Here is an 18702-nt window from a genome sequence, read left to right on the forward strand (position 1 = left end):
GTACCGGTATACCTCAAAATTTCGATCGATCAGGCGGCCGCCGAAAGCGCGGCAGCCTTTCTCGCCATGCGCGCGGCCAGAAGCAGCGCCTCGCGGCTCGCCCCGACATCGGCAATGCCCCTTCCGGCGATGTCGTAGGCCGTGCCGTGGGCCGGCGTGCAGAGCGGGAACGGCAGGCCACCCATCATGGTGACGCCCTTGTCGAAGCCCATGAGCTTCATCGCGATCTGGCCCTGGTCGTGATACATGGTCATGACCGCCTGGAAGCCGTCCTTCAGGGCGCGCAGGAAGACGGTATCGGCCGGGAACGGACCCTCGACATCGAAGCCCCGCGCCTTCGCCGCGGCGACCGCGGGCTCGATGATGTCGATCTCCTCCATGCCGAAGGAACCGCCGTCGCCCGCATGCGGATTGAGGCCGGCGACCGCGATCTTCGGATTGTCGTAGCCCGCATTCTTCAAGCAATTGCTGGTCAGCTCGATCTCGGCGAGGATCGCCTCGAGCGAAAGCGCCGCCGCCACGTCCTTCAGCGGAATGTGCGAGGTGACACGCGCATTCCAGACCTTTTCCAGCACGTTGAATTCGCGGACCTTTCCGGTGAAGCCGATGACGTCGGCGACGAAGCGGATCTCGTCGTCATAACCCGGATAGGCGTAGCGCATGGCCTTCTTGTTGAAGGGCGTGAAGCAGACGGCACCAGCCTTGCCCTGGTCGGCAAGCTGCAACGCTGTGCGGAAATTGGCGGTGGCAAAGGTGCCGCCGGCAAGCGTCGCCTCGCCGCGCACCACATCCGCCGGGTCGAGATGAGCAAGATCGATGAAGACATGGCGCTCGCCGCTCGCTGCACCGAAGGTCTCGAGCGTTGCGGTTTCCAGGTCGAGATCGATGCCAGCCGCCTTGGCGCCCTCATCGAGAATACGGCGATCGCCAATGACCACGAGATGGGCCGCGGCCTTGACATCGTCGAGCGCGATGATGCGGGCAGTCAGCTCCGGGCTGATACCGGCCGGATCGCCCATGGCGAGCGCGATAACGGGGCGCGCGTCTTTTGCGCTCTCGGTCATGATGAAACTCCTCCGCTGCATTCTGTATGCAGCTTTCATACGGCATCAAAAATGCCGCATCAAGTCTTTTGTATTCTGTATGCAGCATTTTTTGTTGACGCCACCGCCCGGGCTCTTCATGCTCGCACCAAATCGCCAACGCGGCCGGCGCCCTCGGGCTGGACTTGAAAGACGCAAGATCAAAGACATGGATGAGATCAGAAGCTTGGGGCTCCCGGAAGGCAACCTGCCGGAACCGATCCGCCGCACGGCCCTGCACGACACGCTCGTCAGCCGTCTGCGCGACATGATCATCGAAGGGCACCTCTCCCCCGGAACGCGCCTCAACGAAGGTCAGCTCGGCCAGATGCTCGGCGTCTCGCGGACGCCCTTGCGCGAGGCCATCAAATATCTTGCGAGCGAAGGTCTGGTCGAACTCGTTCCCAGCCGCGGCGCGGTCGTGAAGCGTTTCGGGGCAAAGGACGTCAAGGACATGCTGTCGGTCCTCGCCACGCTGGAGGAACTGGCCGGCAGGCTTGCCTGCGCGAGCGCGCGCGACGAGGAGATCGCGGGAATCCGCCGTCTGCACGATGACATGGTCCGGCATTACAAGGCAGGAGACCGCCTGGAATACTACAAGCTCAACCAGGCGATCCACACGCGCATCGTTGCCAGTTCCGGCAATGCCGCCCTCGCGGAGGTGCACGGCATGCTGCAGACCCGGCTGAAGCGCATCCGCTTCGTCGGCCATGAAGGTCCGGAGAAGTGGGCTGCCGCGGTCGGCGAACACGAGGAAATGGTGGCAGCGCTGGAAGCGCGCGATGCCGGCCGTTTGTCCGAAGTTCTCGGACGCCACCTGAAGAAGGCCTGGGAGCGCGTCAGCGAAACGCTGGAAGGCTCCAGCCGGTAGGAGCCGTCACCACCTTAACGGCCCCGGTGTTTCGCCCTACCCTGACGGCGGCGCCTCCCTTGCCGCTGCGCCCATGCGAGGCAAATCCGCGTCGAATTTTTCTTGCGGCACGCGCAACGCCGACAGCAGGTTCCAATTGCGGATCGGACCTCCACGGCACGGCTATCGCCAATCTGCAGCCCTGCCCTCCCCTCCCTCTTGCTCGACAAGACGGATCCACAAGCGGCCTCGACGTTCGAGCCCCATACGCGCAGCGATTTTACGGCTGGGCCGGCGATTTCTCGCATCAGCCGGCAACGCCTTGAAACACCTCACCAAAGCCACCCCGCGGTTGCCACCCACTGGCCCTTCCGGGCAAGGAAAATCGCGGCCCCGCAAATTTGATGGTTTACAATAGTAATACAATATGATGTTTTACCCGCGCTGCTGAGGAGCAGCTTTCTTTGGGAGGACATCATGAAATTCAAAATCGCACTCGCGAGTGCCACGATCCTTGCTGCCTCGATGTTCAGCGCCGCATCCGCCGCCGAGCTGACCGTGGGCTTTTCGCAGATCGGGTCCGAGTCCGGCTGGCGCGCCGCCGAGACGACGCTCACCAAGCAGCAGGCCGAGCAGCGCGGCATCGACCTGAAATTCGCCGATGCGCAGCAGAAGCAGGAAAACCAGATCAAGGCGCTGCGCTCCTTCATTGCGCAGGGTGTCGATGCCATTCTCGTCGCCCCGGTCGTGGCAACCGGCTGGGACGAGGTGCTGCAGGAAGCCAAGGATGCGGAAATCCCGGTCATCCTGCTCGATCGCACGGTCGATGCCTCTGAGGACCTGTACCTGACAGCCGTCACCTCCGACCTCGTGCACGAGGGCAATGTCGCGGGCAAATGGCTGGTCGACACCGTCGCCGGCAAGCCGTGCAATGTCGTCGAACTCCAGGGCACGACCGGTTCCTCGCCGGCCATCGACCGCAAGAAGGGCTTTGAGGAGGCGCTGGCCGGCAAGGACAACCTGAAGATCATTCGCAGTCAGACCGGCGACTTCACCCGCACCAAGGGCAAGGAAGTCATGGAAAGCTTCCTGAAGGCGGAAGACGGCGGCAAGAACATCTGCGCGCTCTACGCCCACAACGACGACATGGCCGTCGGCGCGATCCAGGCGATCAAGGAAGCCGGCCTGAAGCCGGGCACGGACATCCTCGTCGTCTCGATCGACGCCGTACCCGACATCTTCCAGGCGATGGCCGCCGGCGAAGCCAATGCCACGGTCGAGCTGACGCCGAACATGGCAGGCCCCGCCTTCGACGCGCTTGATGCCTTCCGCAAGGACGGCAAGGCACCGCCGAAGTGGATCCAGACGGAATCGAAGCTCTATACGCAGGCTGATGATCCGGCGAAGGTCTACGAGGAGAAGAAGGGCCTCGGCTACTGATCTCTCTGGAGCCCCGCATCCGGCCACCGGCCGGCGCGGCGCACTGCCAGGCCCGCCGCCTCTCCTGGAGGCGGCGGGCGGCCATCCACATCCGGGTCGGGATCATGCAGCCTGCCAGTTCCTACATTCTCTCGGCGACGGGGATCGACAAGATCTTTCCAGGCGCCAAGGCACTGAGCCGCGTCGATTTCTCTCTGCAGCGCGGCGAGGTGCATGCGCTGCTCGGCGAAAACGGCGCCGGCAAGTCGACGCTCGTCAAGTGCCTCACCGGCGCCTATCGCCGGGATGGCGGACACATCCTCGTCGATGGCGCCGACGTCGATCCGCAAAGCACGCTGGAGGCCCAGAATCTCGGCATCGGCACCGTCTACCAGGAAGTGAACCTGCTTTCGAACCTGACAGTCGCCGAGAACCTTTTCCTCGGTCGTCAGCCAAGACGTTTCGGTCTTATCGACACCCGCGAGATGAACCGCCGGGCGAGAGCGCTGCTTGCCGAATACGATCTCGACATCGACGTCACCGCCGAGCTTGCTGCCTATTCCGTCGCGGTACAGCAGGTCGTCGCCATCGCCCGCGCGGTCGACCTGTCGGGCAAGGTGCTGATCCTCGACGAGCCAACCGCCAGCCTCGACACGCACGAAGTGGCGATGCTGTTTGGCATTGTGCGTCGGTTGAAGGCGCGCGGTCTCGGCATCGTCTTCATCACCCACTTCCTCGAGCAGGTCTACGAGATTTCCGACCGCATTACCGTGCTGCGCAACGGCCAACGCGTCGGCACACGCGAGACGGCAGACCTGCCGCGCCGCGACCTGATCGCCATGATGCTCGGCCGCGAACTGGTGCAGGAAGTTTCGGCTGAACATGACGCAAAGGCCGAGGCCCGCGCGGTCCGCTTCCGCTTTCGCAATTTCGGCCGCAAGGGCCATATCCAGCCGTTCGACCTCGATGTCGGCGCCGGCGAGGTCGTCGGCATTGCCGGCCTGCTCGGCTCCGGCCGCACGGAAACCGCCGAGATCCTCTTCGGCGCCGAGCGCGCCGACAGCGGCACGGCGGAGGGCGACGGCCGGGCACTCGACCTCTCATCCCCCCGCGCCGCCATCCGCGAGAAATTCGGCTTCTGCCCGGAAGACCGCAAGATCGACGGCATCATCGGCGACCTCTCCGTGCGCGAAAACATCGCACTCGCCCTCCAGGCCCGCCGCGGCTGGGCGCGGCCGATCAGCCGTGGCGAACAGGACCGGCTGGCGGACCACTACATCAAGGCGCTCGACATCCGCACGAGCGATCGGGAGAAGCCGATCAAGCTGCTTTCCGGCGGCAACCAGCAGAAGGCGATCCTCGCCCGCTGGCTCGCCACCAACCCGGACTTCCTCATCCTCGACGAGCCGACGCGCGGCATCGATGTCGGCGCGCATGCGGAGATCATCCGGCTCATCGAATCCCTCTGCGAGAAAGGCATGTCGCTGATCGTCATCTCTTCCGAACTCGAAGAGCTGGTCGCCTATTCCAGCCGCGTCATCGTGCTGCGCGACCGGGCGCATGTCGCCGAACTCACCGGCAGCGCGGTCACCACGGACGGCATCGTCGAGGCGATCGCTACCTCCACCGGGAGGATCGACGCATGAACACGACCGTGAAAACCTACGCCATCAGGCTCTTTCCGCAGATCGCGGCGCTCGCCATCATCCTCCTGATGGTGTCGATCGCCTTTCCGGACTTCTTTCGCCTCGAAATGCAGAACGGCCGTCTCTATGGCAGCGTCATCGACATCCTCAACCGCGGCGCGCCGGTGGCGCTGCTGGCGATCGGCATGACTATTGTCATCGCCACCAAGGGCATCGACCTGTCGGTCGGCGCCATCATGGCGATCTGCGGGGCAGTGGCCGCCGCCTGTATCACGGAAGGTTACGGGCTGGTGGCGACGCTCACCATCACCATCGGCACAGGACTTCTCTGCGGCCTGTGGAACGGCGTCCTCGTTGCCGTGCTCGATATTCAGCCGATCATCGCGACCCTGGTGCTGATGGTCGCCGGACGCGGCATCGCCCAGCTCATCACCGAAGGGGCGATCCTCACCTTCAACGATGCCGGTCTCATCTTCATCGGCAGCGGCTCGTTTCTCGGCCTGCCCATGCCGATCGTCATCTGGCTCGTCTTCGGCCTTGCCGTGGCCATGCTCGTGCGCCGCACGGCGCTCGGCATGCTCATCGAGGCGCTCGGCGTCAACCGGCGCGCCTCCACGCTCTCGGGCGTCTCCACCGGCGTGCTGCTGATCGCCGCCTATGTGCTCTCGGGCCTCTGCGCCGCCCTCGCCGGCATCATCGCCGCCGCCGATATCCGTGGCGCGGATGCCAACAATGCCGGCCTCTGGCTGGAGCTCGACGCGATCCTCGCGGTCGTCGTCGGCGGCACCTCGCTGCTCGGCGGGCGCTTCTCCATCGCCGCCTCGCTGCTCGGCGCCCTCATCATCCAGTCGATCAACACCGGCATCCTCTTGTCCGGCTTCCCGCCCGAGTTCAACCTGATCATCAAAGCGGCGATCATCGTTCTGATCCTCGTCATCCAGTCGCCGCGCGCACAGTCGGCCTTCGTCTTCCTCTCCCGCGCGCAGGCGGCGGTAAGCAAGACCGGCGAGGAGACGAAATGAACCCGCGTTATCTTCCCCTCACCGCTACGATTGCGATCTTCCTCATCGCCTATGCCGTCTGCTTCGCGCAGTACCCCAACATGCTGTCGACGCGGGTGATCGGCAACCTCCTGACCGACAATGCCTTCCTCGGAATCGCGGCGGTCGGAATGACCTTCGTGATCCTGTCGGGCGGCATCGATCTATCGATCGGTGCGGTCATCGCCTTCACGGGCGTGCTTCTCGCCGTGCTGTTGCAATCGACGGCGATCCATCCGCTTGCCGCCTTCGTGCTGGCGCTTCTCATCACCACCGCCTTTGGCGCTTCGATGGGCGCGATCATCCATCACCTCGAAATGCCGCCCTTCATCGTCACGCTCGCCGGCATGTTCCTGGCGCGCGGCATGGCCTTCGTGCTGTCGATCGATTCCATCCCGATCAAGCACCCCTTCTACGCCACCCTGAAGAGCGCCTACTACAAGCTGCCCGGCGGCGGGCGCATCACCCTCATCGGCGGGCTGATGCTCCTCGTCTTCGCTGCCGGCATTCTGATCGCCCACCGCACCCGCTTCGGCGCCAACATCTACGCGCTCGGCGGCGGCACGGCGACGGCACGGCTGATGGGCGTGCCGATCGGGCGCACGACAGTGATGATCTATGCCCTTTCCGGTTTTCTTGCAGGGCTTTCCGGCATCGTCTTCTCGCTCTACACCTCTGCCGGTTATTCGCTTGCCACCGTCGGCGTGGAGCTCGACGCGATCGCCGCGGTCGTGATCGGCGGCACACTGCTGACCGGCGGCTCCGGCTTCGTCGCCGGCACATTGGTCGGCATCCTCATTCAGGGCCTCATCCAAACCTACATTACCTTCGATGGATCGCTGTCGAGCTGGTGGACGAAGATCTTGATCGGCCTGTTGCTGTTCGCCTTCATCCTGCTCCAGAAGGGCCTGATCCTCGTGGCGGATCGGCGGAGGCGACATGCCTGAAACGCATCCTGCCGCCTTCGCCCGTATCCGAAACCCCGACGGCTAGGCGGGGACGAACCGGTGCGCAAGAAGGGCCTGCTCGAAACGATGATGAACGGACCCGTGGCCAGCACCAGCCACTCGCAGGTCGTGGGCGAACTCGGCAGGGCGATCGTCGCCGGCGAATTCGCGGTTGGCGCCACGCTGCCTGGCGACGCGGAACTCGAGGCCCGCTTCGGCGTCTCGCGCACGGTGCTGCGCGAAGCGATGAAGACGCTGGCAGCCAAGGGGCTCGTCGTTCCCCGCGCCCGCATCGGCACGCGCGTCACGGCAAAGACCCAGTGGAACCTCTTCGACAGCGACATTCTTACCTGGCACTTCGCCGTCGGTGTGGACGAGCAGTTCCTCGTTCACCTCAGCGAGATCCGCCTCGGTTTCGAGCCACAGGCCGCCGCCCTCGCCGCCCGCCACGCGAGCGAGACCGACATCAACCAGATGATGCTACTTGCCGTCGCCATGGGCGATCCGGCCCACACACCGGAAACCCTGGCGCTCGCCGATCTTCGTTTCCACCTCAGCGTGATCGACGCCGCGCGCAATCCTTTCATGCGTACGGTGGGCAGCCTCATCGAGGCAGCGCTGGCCGGCATCTTCAAGCTCTCTTCGCCCGCCGCCGACCAGATCAAGATCGGCGACGTCGCCGCGAGCCATATGCGTATCGTCGAGGAAATTCGCCGGCGCGACGAAGACGGCGCCCGGCGTGCCATGGAAACGGTTATCCGCGTCGGCCGCAACCGCCTGACGGACACGCTGGCGCGGAAGCAGCCGTAGCGCTCAAGTCCCGCCATTAGAACGTCATTGCCCCATGCGCGCTTGCCACCGCCTTGCGCAAGTCCTCGATCGCGCCGTTGGATGCCGTGGGACGCTCCTTGCCCTCCAGCTCGTGCGGCATCTTCCAGCCGGGATCGACGCCTTCCATGTTGGGCAGTTCGTGAGCGATACCCTTGTGGCAGTCGATGCAGGTCGCCTTGCCGGGCAGGAGGAACTTGGCATGGATGTCCGCCGCACGCTGGGTCTGCTTGGTGAAATCCATCGCCACGGAGGAATGGCAGTTGCGGCATTCCAGACTGTCATTCGCCTTCAGCCGCGCCCATTCGTGCTGGGCAAGCTCCAGTCGCTTGTCGAGGAATTTCTCGCGCGTGTTGATCGTGCCGAAGATCTTGCCCCAGACCTCCTTCGATGCCTGCATCTTGCGGGCGATCTTGTCGGTCCACTCATGCGGCACATGGCAATCCGGACAGGAGGCACGCACGCCGGAGCGGTTGGTGAAATGCACCGTATTGGTTAGTTCCTGATAGACGTTGTCCCGCATCTCATGGCACGAGGTGCAGAATGTCTCCGTGTTCGTCAGCTCCAGCGCCGTGTTGAAGGCACCCCAGAACATGACCCCGCCGACAAAGCCGCCAAGCGTCAGGAAGGCGAGGCTGAGCGTTGCCGCGGGCGTGGTCAGCATGGTCCAGACCCAGGCGATCAGTGCCTTGATGCGCGCCACCATCACTCGCTTCCCGCCTTTGTGACACCCATCTCGCTCATGTCCTTGAACGTGTTCTCGACGAGCGGCTTCCTGTCGGCCTGCGGCACATGGCAGGCGGTGCAGAAATAGCGCCGCGGCGAGACGTCCGCGAGCATCTGGCCCTCGCGCGTCATGTAGTGGGTGATGCTGATCATGGGCGCGCCGGCATCCTGCGAGAATTCACGCTTGTGGCAGGAAAGACAGCGGTTGGCATTGACCGACAACTGGTAGCCGTCGATCGAGTGCGGGATGACCGGCGGCTGTTCCGGGTAGGCGCGCATGCGCCTGATATCGTCGACGATCCATTTCGGCAGGGGATCGGCCGGCAGGGTCTGCATCGCGTCCCCCTGCGGGCCGGAAAGCTGCGGCACCATCTGCGCCATGGCCCCGGTGGCAAGCACCGCGACGCCGATCGCGGCGAAAATCCATCCGGGGCTCGGGGTCAGGCGACGGGTTCGATCTTGACTGCGCATTTCTTGAAATCCGTCTGTTTCGAGATGGGGTCGGTGGCGTCGAGCGTAACCTTGTTGATGAGCTGGCTGGCATCGAACCACGGCACGAAGATCACGCCCGGCGGCATGCGGTTGCGCCCGCGCGTCTCGACGCGCGAGCGGATCTCGCCGCGCCGGGAGATGATGCGGATTTCCGATCCCTGGTTGAGGCCGCGCTTGCGCGCATCGTCGGCATTCATGAAGCAGCGCGCGCCGGGGAAGGCCTTGTAGAGCTCTGGCACGCGCATGGTCATCGAGCCGGAATGCCAATGCTCCAGCACGCGTCCCGTGACGAGCCAGGTGTCGTACTCGTTGTCGGGGGATTCGGCCGGCGGCTCGTAGGGTACGGCGATGATCGCCGCCTTGCCGTCCTTGTTGCCGTAGAATTTCACCCCTTCGCCGGCCTTCACATAGGGATCGTAACCCTCACGGTAACGCCACAGCGTCTCCTTGCCGTCGACCACCGGCCAGCGCAGACCGCGCACCTCATGATAGGTGTCGTAAGGCGCAAGATCGTGGCCATGGCCGCGGCCGAAGGCAGCATACTCCTCGAACAGCCCCTTCTGCAGGTAGAAGCCGAACTGCTGCGCCTCGTTGTTGGCGTGGTCGGGACTGATCTCGCTGACGGGAAACTTCGCCACATCGCTCTCGGAAAACAGCACCTGGTAGAGCGTCTTGCCCTTGTAGGCGGGGTTGGCCGCCAGGATCTCCGCCGGCCAGACCTCGTCCGTGGTGAAGCGCTTGGAGAACTCGACCATCTGCCAGAGATCGGACCGCGCCTCGCCCGGCGCTTGCACAAGCTGATGCCAGACATGGGTTCGTCGCTCGGCATTCCCGTAAGCGCCCTCCTTCTCCACCCACATGGCGGCTGGGAGGATGAGGTCCGCGCTCATCGCCGTGATCGTCGGATAGGCATCCGACACGACAATGAAGTTCTCCGGGTTGCGATAACCCTTGTAGGTCTCGTTCGAGGTGTTCGGACCGGCCTGGACGTTGTTGTTGACCTGCACCCAGTAGAAATTGAGCTTGCCGTCACGAAGCATGCGGTCCTGCTGGACGGCGTGGTAACCAGGCTTTTCCGGGATGAGCCCGTGCGGCACGCGCCAGATTTCTTCTGCATGCTTGCGGTGTTCCGGGTTTGTCACCACCATGTCGGCCGGCAGGCGGTGGGCGAAGGTTCCGACCTCGCGCGCCGTGCCGCAGGCCGACGGCTGGCCGGTCAGCGAGAACGGGCTGTTGCCGGGCTCGGAGATCTTGCCCGTCAGAAGATGGAGGTTATAGACCATCTGGTTCGCCCAGACGCCGCGCACATGCTGGTTGAAGCCCATGGTCCAGAGCGACATGACCTTGCGGCCCGGGTCGGCATAGAGCTCGGCGAGTTGCTTGAGGAAGCCGGCCTCGACGCCGGTCATCTCGACCGCCTTTTCCAGCGTGTATTCGGCAACGAAGGCCTTGAAGGCCTCATAGTCCATCGGTTCCGTCTTGCCCGGATCGGCGGAATTGGCCGCCTTGACCTCCACCGGGTCGTCCGGCCTGAGGCCATAGCCGATATTGGTGACGCCGCGCACGAACTTCGTGTGGTTGCGTACGAAATCCTCGTTTACCCGGCCGGACTGGATGATGTGGTTGGCGATATAGTTGAGGATCACCAGGTCCGTGCCCGGCTTGAAGACCATCGGGATGTCGGCAAGGTCCATGCTGCGATGGGTGAAGGTGGACAAAACGGCCACGCGCACATGCTCGTTGCCAAGCCGCCGGTCGGCGATGCGCGTCCACAGGATCGGGTGCATCTCCGCCATATTCGAGCCCCAGAGCACGAAGGCATCGGCATGCTCGAAGTCGTCGTAGCAGCCCATCGGCTCGTCCATGCCGAAGGTGCGCATGAAGGCGACGGCGGCAGAGGCCATGCAGTGGCGGGCGTTCGGGTCGAGATTGTTCGAGCGGAAGCCGGCGCGCATCAGCTTGGTCGCGGCATAACCCTCGAAGATCGTCCACTGACCGGAACCGAACATGCCGACAGCGGTTGGCCCCTTTTCCTTCAGCACCTTCTTGGCCTGGTCGGCCATCACGTCGAAGGCCTCTTCCCAGGTCACCGGCTCGAACTCGCCGTCCTTGGCATAGACGCCGTTTCGCTTGCGCAGAAGCGGCGCTGTCAGGCGGTCCGTACCGTACATGATCTTCGACAGGAAATAGCCCTTGATGCAGTTGAGACCGCGATTGACCTCAGCCTGCATGTCACCGTGCGTGGCGACGACCTTGCCCTCCTTGACGCCCACCATGACGCCGCAGCCGGTGCCGCAGAAGCGGCAGGGCGCCTTGTCCCATTTGATCTCCAGCGCGCTCACCCCGCCCGGAACCGGCTGGGCGGCAGCAGGCAGCACGATGCCTGCCGCCGCCGCCGCAACGCCCGCCGCCTGGGCCTTCAGGATGTCACGCCGCGTCAGTTCGCTGCCCATGCACCTCGTCCTCTTCCAATTCGACATGCTCGAAAACCATGTTCGCCGCGATCACGCCGTCGAGGACGGAGATGCGCATCAGCGTATCCCCGAGCACACCGGTGTTCGGCCCCTCTATGACGACGACGATCTTGCCTTTGTCCGCACCGTGCACCTCGACATTGTCGATGGTCGCAAGTGTCGCCAACACGCTGTCAAGCGCGCCCGGCTTCGTGGCGACCACAGCGCTGGAGATATGATGGCGCCGCTGTTCAGACATGGGCGGCCTCCGCGCCTCGCGGCGCGGTCGCAACCGCGCCGACGGGACAGACGGAAATGCAGGCGCCACAGCCCGTGCAGGCCTCGGCCGTCAGCTCCGGCACGAACGGCCCGCCACGCACCGGCCGAAAGCGAATGGCGCCGGTGGGACAGGCGTCACGGCAGGCCTGGCAATCAACCCCCTGGAACGGCAGGCAGGAAGGCCCGATGGCAACGGCATGATCGAAGCGGGCGGCAAGCCCATCGGTGAACACCGGCTCGGGACAGCTTTGCGCGCAGGCGCCGCAGAAAGTGCATTCCGCCACGGAAAAATCGAGAAGAGGCACCCCATCGACAAGACCGACAATGCCGGTCGGACAGTGTTCGACGCATTGCCCGCAGCCCGTGCAGGCTGCAAGCCCGCCTTCCGCAATCCCGGGCGGGCGAATACCGGCGACCGCGGCGCGCCTGCCACCGCTCAGAAACATCCGCCTGGAAAGGACTTGCTGCGTCATGACCGTCCCTCAATGACCGGGCGGACCCGGCGGGCCGTAGAGGATCTGAAACATCCAGACGAGGAAACCATAACCGCCGACCACACCGACAGCGACGATCGGCCAGATGCCGAAAGCAAGAACAAAGAACGTAACAAGCTCCCGTCGCCGTCGAGATACGGGTTGTTGCGGCGTCAGTTGTTCCGGGGCGACCTCAGACAAGGAACATGTCCTCCGATACCATTCAGTGCCGCAATACTAGCATTGCCCCCCTAAAAATAAAGTGAAATAAACATTTCTATTTTACTCAAGAATACTTTTGCGCAATATCAATTGTCGATATATTCGTACAGATATAACGATTCAAAGAATTTCTTATAAAATGAATGAAAAATACAGAATTAAATCTCACGATCCGAGACAAATATTAGAAATTTGTCATTTCAGAGGAAAAACTATTCGCGGGGAAACAGGGTTTCTGGCCTGTCTTGGAGGAGCACGTCGCAGCTGCACCCCGGCAAACATCCGCCAGGCAGGGTGGCCATTCCGAATTCGCCCCCAGGCATATTTCACCTCGCGGGTGCTCGTGGTGCCAGAAGGACAGGAGGCTGGACGTTGGAGCAAGGCCTTTGCTGTCGCACGAATCCGCAGGCCGACTGAAGCCAGCGACCTTTCCATTCACGGCAATCCCGCTGATCGCATCGATCGGCGAGGGCACGCGCTCTTCAAACGCGAAGATCGTTCGCGAGCGTTTCGATGTCGCCGAGATACCGCCGCAAACGGGCGGGATTGTCGGGAAGCTCCGGTCGCGCGGCCGCCCAGCCGATATAGGTGAGCGCGCGCAGCAGCAGGAACAGCGGCAGGTGCTGGAAATCCGGTTCCGCCTGCGGCCGGACGGCAGTGTAGCCTTCCAGCAAGGCCCCGCGCAGCTGCGGGTAGTCCGGCTCGTGCCGGTTGCGCAGCAGCGCGGTTGCCAGATCGAACAGCCGGAAACCGAAGCCGCAGTCGTCGAAGTCGATGAAGGCGACTGCGCCATCCGCCACGAGGACGTTTTCGCGCACGAGGTCGGCATGGATCAGGCCGTAGTCCAGACCTGGCGCCAGCGCCGAAAGCCGCGGCAGCAGACGGTCCCGCAGGCGCGCAAGGTCATCCCGCTGCGTCGGCGCAAGCAGCGGGCAATCCCAGAACCGGCCCCAGAAGGGCGATTCCCCCAGCAACCCTTCGACATCCCAGGCCGGGCGCTCAAATCCCGCCGCCCGCACGAAACCATCGGCTACGTCATGAAGGCGCGCCATTTCCTGCCCGATGACGCGAAAGAGCGCCGGCAGGTCGCGGCCGGTACGCGGAAGCGGAGCTCCGGTATCGCCGAGCGGCTCGCCCTCCATCCAGCCAATCAGATCGGCATAGTGCGGAGCAGAGCTCTCCGGAGAAGGCAGGACGGCGAGCAGGCTGCCATCCGCCGCGGCGATCGGCAGCGGCACGGCGATGCCTCTCTCACGCAGCACCGCCATGAAGGCGAGTTCGGAGGCAAGCGCCACGGGCGAATGATAAGCAGGGCGGTGCAGCCGCAAGGCCGCCGGACGGCCATCCCGCAGGCGGACCTTGAAGACCGCGTTCTCGCGGTATTTCAACAATTCAGGCACCTGGTCCGGCAGGTCCCAATGCGCAATGGCGCTCGCCGCCCGTGCCGTCAGGGTTGCGATCATGTCGTCCATCGCGTCACAGCCCACCCAGCACGTCGTCGAGCGCCGCCAGCATCAAATCGGCATTCTCCCGGGAGAAGGGCATGGGCGGGCGGATCTTGGTGGCGTTCTGGTGGATGCCGAGCTTGCCCATCAGCACACCACGCTCGCGCATGCCGTTGACGACCCGCGTGGCGATGTCCGAGGCGGGCGTCTTTTCCTGCCGGTCGAGCACCAGTTCGGCCCCGAAGAACAGGCCGCTGCCGCGCACATTGCCGATCAGCGGGTGTTTGTCCGCCAGCTTCTGCAACCCCGCGCAGGCATAGGCGCCGACATGAAGCGCGTTCTCCTGCAGCTTCTCCTCCTCCAGCACGTCGAGCACGGCCATCGCCGCAGCGCAGGATACCGGATTGCCGCCAAAGGTGTTGAAGTAACGAAACGCCTTTCGAAACGCATTCAGCGTTTCGGATGCGGCGATGACACCACCGACCGGATGGCCATTGCCCATCGGCTTGCCGAGGGTGACGATATCAGGGAGAATGCCGGCCTTCTGGTGCCCCCAAAGATGGGTGCCGGTGCGGCCGAAACCGGGCTGCACCTCGTCGCAGATGACAAGGCCCCCGGCCTTCCTTGCCGCCGCGACGGCGGGCGCCAGGAAGTCTTCCGGCAGGTCCGGAAAACCCTCATTGGCGAAGAACGGATCGATGATCAGCGCGGAAAAGCCGAAGGGACTTTCCTGCAGCGAGGCGATTGCCGCCTCCACCGCAGCGGCCCAGGCCTCGGCAAAGGCCTTGCCGCCCTCCCCGCCGAGCGGACGATAGGCATCCGGCGCCGGCACATGGCGGACATGGCCACCGTAGCCGCCGACCGGCGGCATGCGCGTCGACAGCTGCGAGACCGCAGTCGTGTTGCCATGATAGGTGAAATCGGTGGCGATGACGCCCGTCCTGCCGGTCACCGCCTGCGCCATGCGCAAGGCCACGTCGTTGGCCTCGCTGCCGGTGCAGGTAAGGATGGCCGTGTCGAGGCTCCTGTCGAAGGTCGCCGTCAGCCGCTCGACATAGTCAAGAATCCCTTCATGCAGGTAGCGTGTGTGGGTATTGAGCGTCGAGGCCTGCTGGCAGATCGCCTCGACCACCCGCGGATGGCAATGGCCGACATGCGGCACGTTGTTGTAGCAATCGAGATATTTGCGCCCGTCCGCATCCCACAGAAAGACGCCCTCGCCTCTGACCAGATGCACCGGGTCGTCATAGAAGAGCGACATGTTGCGGCCGAGCAGCTGCTCGCGGCGGGCGCGCAGGGCTTGTGCGCCGGTCATTCTAGCGCCCTTCCGCCGCACTGAGGCTGGCATCCAGCGCCGAGACGATCTTCTCTAGATCAGCGGCCGTGATGACGAGCGGCGGCGAGATGATGACATTGCTGCCCGACGTGCGGACCATCACGCCTTCATCATAGGCAACATCGTAGACCTTCTGCACCACATCCTTGGCGGCTGCACTCTTCTTCTGGCCGTCGGAGACGAGCTCCAGCGCCGCCATCAGCCCCTTGCCGCGCACATCGCCGACCAGTTCGTGTTTGGCCTTCAGCCCCTCAAGACCGGCGATCAGCTCGACACCGCGTGCGGCTGCATTGGCGGCGGTGTCGACGCGGGCGGTTTCCTTCAGCGTCGCCAGTGCCGCCGCCGCGCCGACCGGATGGCCGGAATAGGTATAGCCGTGACCGATGGCGCCGAAGGAATCCTTGTTGGCTTCGAAGGCATTGACAACCTTGTCGGCGATCATCACCGCACCGAAGGGGAAGTAGCCGTTGGTGATCGCCTTGGCGGTGGTCATCATGTCGGGCTTGACGCCCCAGCCGCGCGAGCCGGTCCAGGCCCCGGTGCGGCCGAAGGCGGTAATGACCTCGTCAGCGATGAGGAGAATGCCGTGCCTGTCGCAGATGGCGCGCATCAGCGGCATGAAAGTCTCGTGCGGCACGATGACACCGCCGGCGCCCAGCACCGGCTCCATGATGAAGGCGGCGATGGTGTCGGCGCCCTGGAAGGCAATCTCGTCCTCGAACTGGCGGGCGATCGCCTGGGCGATTTCATCCGGGTCGCTGGTGTTGAAGGGGTTGCGGTAGGGATAGGGCGCGGCAAGATGGAAGACGCCGGGCAGCAGCGGCTCGTAGTTGCGGCGGAAATTGGCGTTGCCGTTGACCGAGGCGCCGCCGAAATGCGTACCGTGATAGCCTTTCTTCAGCGCCACGAACTTGGTGCGCTCCGGCTGACCGTTGATCTTGTGGAACTGGCGCGCGAGCCTGAGTGCCGTCTCGACGGAATCCGAGCCGCCCGAGGTGAAGAAGGCGCGGGTAAGGCCGTCCTCCTTGAAGAACGCCGCCAGCTCATAGGACAGTTCGATCAGCGGCGAATTGGTGGTGCCGCGGAAGGTGGAATAATAGGGCAGTTCGTCGAGCTGGTCGCGGATCGCCTTCTTCACCGGCTCGCAGGAATAGCCGAGGTTGACGTTCCACAGGCCACCGACGGCATCCAGCACCGTCTTGCCGTGGATATCCACCACCGAAACGCCCTCGCCTGCATTGATGATGCGCGGGGGCTTGGCCTGCATTTCGGCCGGATGCGCCATGGGGTGCCAGAGATGGCGGGCGTTGTTCTCGATCAGGAAGTTGGAATCGCGCATGGGATATCCTTTCAAAGTCCAAGCATGTTCAGCGCCTGCGCGTAGCTTTCGGCAGGCCGGGTCACGTCGAAATGCACATGGGGAAGGCCGATGGCCACCGCACCCTCTATGTTCTTCTTCTGGTCATCGACGAAGACACAGTCGGCGCGGGCAAGCCCCAGTTCCGCCAGCACCTGTTCGTAGGCGCGTGGATCGGGCTTCAGGATCTTCGTGTATGTCGCATCGACGATGACATCGAAAAGGTCGATCAGCGGAAAGCGCTTGCGAAAGCTTTCGCCGTAGAAAAGGTCGAGTTCGTTGGAGAGGATGGCGAGCTTCAGCCCGGCCGCCTTGGCTTTCAGGATCGCATCGCGCGCCTCGGGGCGTAGGACAAGCTCGGGATCCGCCCCGCGCGCCCGCTGCACGAAGGTCTTCATGTCCGTCCAGTCCTCGCCGAGCAGCGCGCCGACCTCCTGCGTGCGCGTCATCCAGTAGTCGCGCTCGGTGATTTCTCGCGCCTGCAGCGATACCCACAGAGGGTCGGTAGCGGGGTCGAACGGGCCGCGCCAGGTCAGCGTACCGGCCGGCAGGCCGAGCGCACGCTCGGTAACGTCGTGCGTTTCGAACAGCGTGCGGGTGACGACACCGCCGAAATCGAGGATCAATGCCCGCTGCGCTTCCGTCATGCCGCCTGCCCCTTCTCGACGATGCCTTCGGTGACCCAGCGGTCGAAAACTTCCAGCGCCCTTACGGCGAAGTCAGGAGCATTGATGTGCGCATCAACCTCTTCGAAGGCGACCGAGGCCGGCATGGCACGGCGCATCTCGTCGAGGAAGGCATCCAGCGCATCCGGTTCATGCAGCGGCTCGCCCTCTCGGTCCCATTCCTGGATGCCTTGCGTCGGCAGCAGGAAGGCGACCGGCGCACTCGCGCCTCCCAGCTTGGCGGCGACCACGCGGGCAACTGCGCGGCGCTCATCGGGCGAGACGGTGACGGAGGCGATCAACCGGTTGTGTGCATGATAGGGCCGGCCGGCGAAGCGATCCGGCGTCTCCTGCCAGGCGGGCATATCCACCATGTCGACCGCGCCGGGCGCGACAATCTGCGGAATGCCGGCGCGGCCTGCATTTTCCATACGGTCGGGCCCGGAGACGGCGACCGAGCCGTTCTGCGCATTGGTCACTTCCTGGATGCAAAAATCGAAGACGGCGGCAAAGCCTCCCTGCGCCGCGACCGCCTCATAGGCACGCCCGCCCATGCCTGTGGAATGGAAGACGGCAACGTCGTAGCCGCGCCGCTCCAGCTCCGGCTTCAGCACCTTCATATAGCTGAGGCAGGAGGAGCCGAGCGAGGTCATGCCGACCAGCGGGCGCTGGCGGCCGGGTCGCTCACCAGCCTTGGCAGCGCCGACGACCGCGCCCGACGCCTGCGACAGCACCGCCCGGCAGATCGGATTGAGACCATAGAGCCCACCCGCCCACAGGATCATCATCAGGTCGGGCGCGATGCGCTCCGGCGGCAGGAGATGGGAATAGGCAATGGTGGAGACGATGAACTTGGGCACACCGAGCGGCAGCACGGCTGCGACATCGAGCGCAAGGTCGGTGCCGAGCGAGCCGCCAAGCGCGATCATGCCGTCCACCTCTCCTGCATCAGAAAGCCGGCGCACCAGCGCCGCCGCGCCCCTGGCCATCAGCGCCATAGCGGTGTTCTCGTCGCCGCTGCTGGTGATCGCCTCCATGGTGGTGTCGGCAGCGGCGGCGATGTCATGCTTGGAATGGCCCGGCACATAGGGCGGGTCGCCGAGCACGCTGACATCGACCAGAACGGGAACGCCACCGGCCTTGCCGATGACCTCGGCCATGAACAGCAACTCCTCGCTCTTGGTGTCTCCGGTGCCGATCACCAGAATATGGGGCAGACGGGCGCTGGCGCTCATCGACCATTCCTCCTCGATTGAATGGCGGAACCGACCTTCCGGCCGACCTGATAGAATGCATTGGAACCAACCGATGCGTGGCCCGGCGCCCGGCGCCCCTGCACGAGAAGATACCCGGCGCCCGCTATCCGCGTCAGCCCCCTCCCCACGTCCTTCACGGACATGGCGTCCCGACCCATGCTGGCTATGGCACTCATTCCCGTTCGC

Annotated in this window: 18 protein-coding genes; 6 read left to right on the top strand and 12 right to left on the bottom strand. The window is 64.2% G+C overall.

Features of this window, described 5'->3' with window-relative positions:
* Positions 1 to 29: 29 nt before the first annotated feature.
* Complete coding sequence (locus K0P03_RS24615) at positions 30 to 1064, bottom strand: 4-hydroxythreonine-4-phosphate dehydrogenase PdxA (protein ID WP_050745623.1); 1035 nt, start codon at positions 1062 to 1064, stop codon at positions 30 to 32.
* 187 nt (positions 1065 to 1251) lie between these two features.
* On the opposite strand from K0P03_RS24615, the gene K0P03_RS24620 reads away from it, so the two are divergent.
* The 6 genes from K0P03_RS24620 (at position 1252) to K0P03_RS24645 (ending at position 7794) form a co-directional block, all read left to right on the top strand.
* A complete protein-coding gene (locus K0P03_RS24620) occupies positions 1252 to 1953 on the top strand; it encodes a GntR family transcriptional regulator (protein WP_272790852.1) in 702 nt (233 codons plus the stop codon).
* A 456-nt stretch (positions 1954 to 2409) separates the two neighbouring features.
* Complete coding sequence (gene ytfQ / locus K0P03_RS24625; RefSeq protein ID WP_050745625.1) at positions 2410 to 3372, top strand: galactofuranose ABC transporter, galactofuranose-binding protein YtfQ; 963 nt, start codon at positions 2410 to 2412, stop codon at positions 3370 to 3372.
* A gap of 104 nt (positions 3373 to 3476) precedes the next feature.
* A complete protein-coding gene (ytfR, locus tag K0P03_RS24630; protein WP_272790853.1) occupies positions 3477 to 4997 on the top strand; it encodes a galactofuranose ABC transporter, ATP-binding protein YtfR in 1521 nt (506 codons plus the stop codon).
* Entirely contained in the window at positions 4994 to 6019 is a 1026-nt protein-coding gene (locus K0P03_RS24635) for an ABC transporter permease (RefSeq protein WP_272790854.1), read from the top strand. Before ytfR ends, K0P03_RS24635 begins: the two co-directional genes overlap by 4 nt.
* The gene (yjfF, locus tag K0P03_RS24640; protein WP_023517099.1) at positions 6016 to 6984 is read left to right on the top strand and encodes a galactofuranose ABC transporter, permease protein YjfF; all 969 of its coding nucleotides are present in this window, start codon (positions 6016 to 6018) and stop codon (positions 6982 to 6984) included. Before K0P03_RS24635 ends, yjfF begins: the two co-directional genes overlap by 4 nt.
* A gap of 87 nt (positions 6985 to 7071) precedes the next feature.
* Positions 7072 to 7794: a FadR/GntR family transcriptional regulator gene (locus K0P03_RS24645; RefSeq protein ID WP_037406640.1), complete on the top strand. Its 723-nt coding sequence runs from the start codon at positions 7072 to 7074 to the stop codon at positions 7792 to 7794.
* Positions 7795 to 7810: 16 nt separating this feature from the next.
* Here the strand turns inward: K0P03_RS24645 and K0P03_RS24650 are convergent, their stop codons facing one another.
* From K0P03_RS24650 to K0P03_RS24700, 11 genes are all read right to left on the bottom strand, one after another.
* Positions 7811 to 8515, bottom strand: coding sequence for a NapC/NirT family cytochrome c (locus tag K0P03_RS24650; protein ID WP_272791106.1), 705 nt, complete (start codon positions 8513 to 8515; stop codon positions 7811 to 7813).
* 2 nt (positions 8516 to 8517) lie between these two features.
* Positions 8518 to 9009 carry a nitrate reductase cytochrome c-type subunit gene (locus K0P03_RS24655; RefSeq protein ID WP_023514111.1) on the bottom strand — a complete coding sequence of 164 codons (492 nt, stop codon included), beginning with the start codon at positions 9007 to 9009 and terminating at the stop codon, positions 8518 to 8520.
* Positions 8979 to 11483: a periplasmic nitrate reductase subunit alpha gene (gene napA, locus K0P03_RS24660; RefSeq protein ID WP_272790855.1), complete on the bottom strand. Its 2505-nt coding sequence runs from the start codon at positions 11481 to 11483 to the stop codon at positions 8979 to 8981. The genes K0P03_RS24655 and napA overlap by 31 nt, the downstream gene beginning before the upstream one ends.
* Positions 11458 to 11742: a chaperone NapD gene (locus tag K0P03_RS24665; protein WP_272790856.1), complete on the bottom strand. Its 285-nt coding sequence runs from the start codon at positions 11740 to 11742 to the stop codon at positions 11458 to 11460. The genes napA and K0P03_RS24665 overlap by 26 nt, the downstream gene beginning before the upstream one ends.
* Positions 11735 to 12235 (bottom strand): ferredoxin-type protein NapF, encoded by a 501-nt coding sequence (gene napF, locus K0P03_RS24670; protein ID WP_272790857.1) that lies wholly within the window; start codon positions 12233 to 12235, stop codon positions 11735 to 11737. Before napF ends, K0P03_RS24665 begins: the two co-directional genes overlap by 8 nt.
* A 9-nt stretch (positions 12236 to 12244) precedes the next feature.
* A complete protein-coding gene (gene napE / locus K0P03_RS24675) occupies positions 12245 to 12436 on the bottom strand; it encodes a periplasmic nitrate reductase, NapE protein (RefSeq protein WP_023514115.1) in 192 nt (63 codons plus the stop codon).
* A gap of 503 nt (positions 12437 to 12939) precedes the next feature.
* Positions 12940 to 13929: a phosphotransferase enzyme family protein gene (locus K0P03_RS24680; RefSeq protein ID WP_272790858.1), complete on the bottom strand. Its 990-nt coding sequence runs from the start codon at positions 13927 to 13929 to the stop codon at positions 12940 to 12942.
* Between the two features lie 4 nt (positions 13930 to 13933).
* Positions 13934 to 15217 (bottom strand): aspartate aminotransferase family protein, encoded by a 1284-nt coding sequence (locus K0P03_RS24685; RefSeq protein ID WP_272790859.1) that lies wholly within the window; start codon positions 15215 to 15217, stop codon positions 13934 to 13936.
* A gap of 1 nt (position 15218) precedes the next feature.
* On the bottom strand, positions 15219 to 16577 hold the full coding sequence (locus K0P03_RS24690) for an aspartate aminotransferase family protein (protein WP_272790860.1): 1359 nt from the start codon (positions 16575 to 16577) through the stop codon (positions 15219 to 15221).
* 11 nt (positions 16578 to 16588) lie between these two features.
* Positions 16589 to 17242, bottom strand: coding sequence for an HAD family hydrolase (locus K0P03_RS24695; RefSeq protein WP_272790861.1), 654 nt, complete (start codon positions 17240 to 17242; stop codon positions 16589 to 16591).
* A complete protein-coding gene (locus K0P03_RS24700; RefSeq protein ID WP_272790862.1) occupies positions 17239 to 18495 on the bottom strand; it encodes a Tm-1-like ATP-binding domain-containing protein in 1257 nt (418 codons plus the stop codon). The genes K0P03_RS24695 and K0P03_RS24700 overlap by 4 nt, the downstream gene beginning before the upstream one ends.
* Between the last annotated feature and the right edge of the window lie 207 nt (positions 18496 to 18702).

The organism is Shinella sp. HY16 (assembly GCF_028534175.1).
Classification (GTDB): domain Bacteria; phylum Pseudomonadota; class Alphaproteobacteria; order Rhizobiales; family Rhizobiaceae; genus Shinella.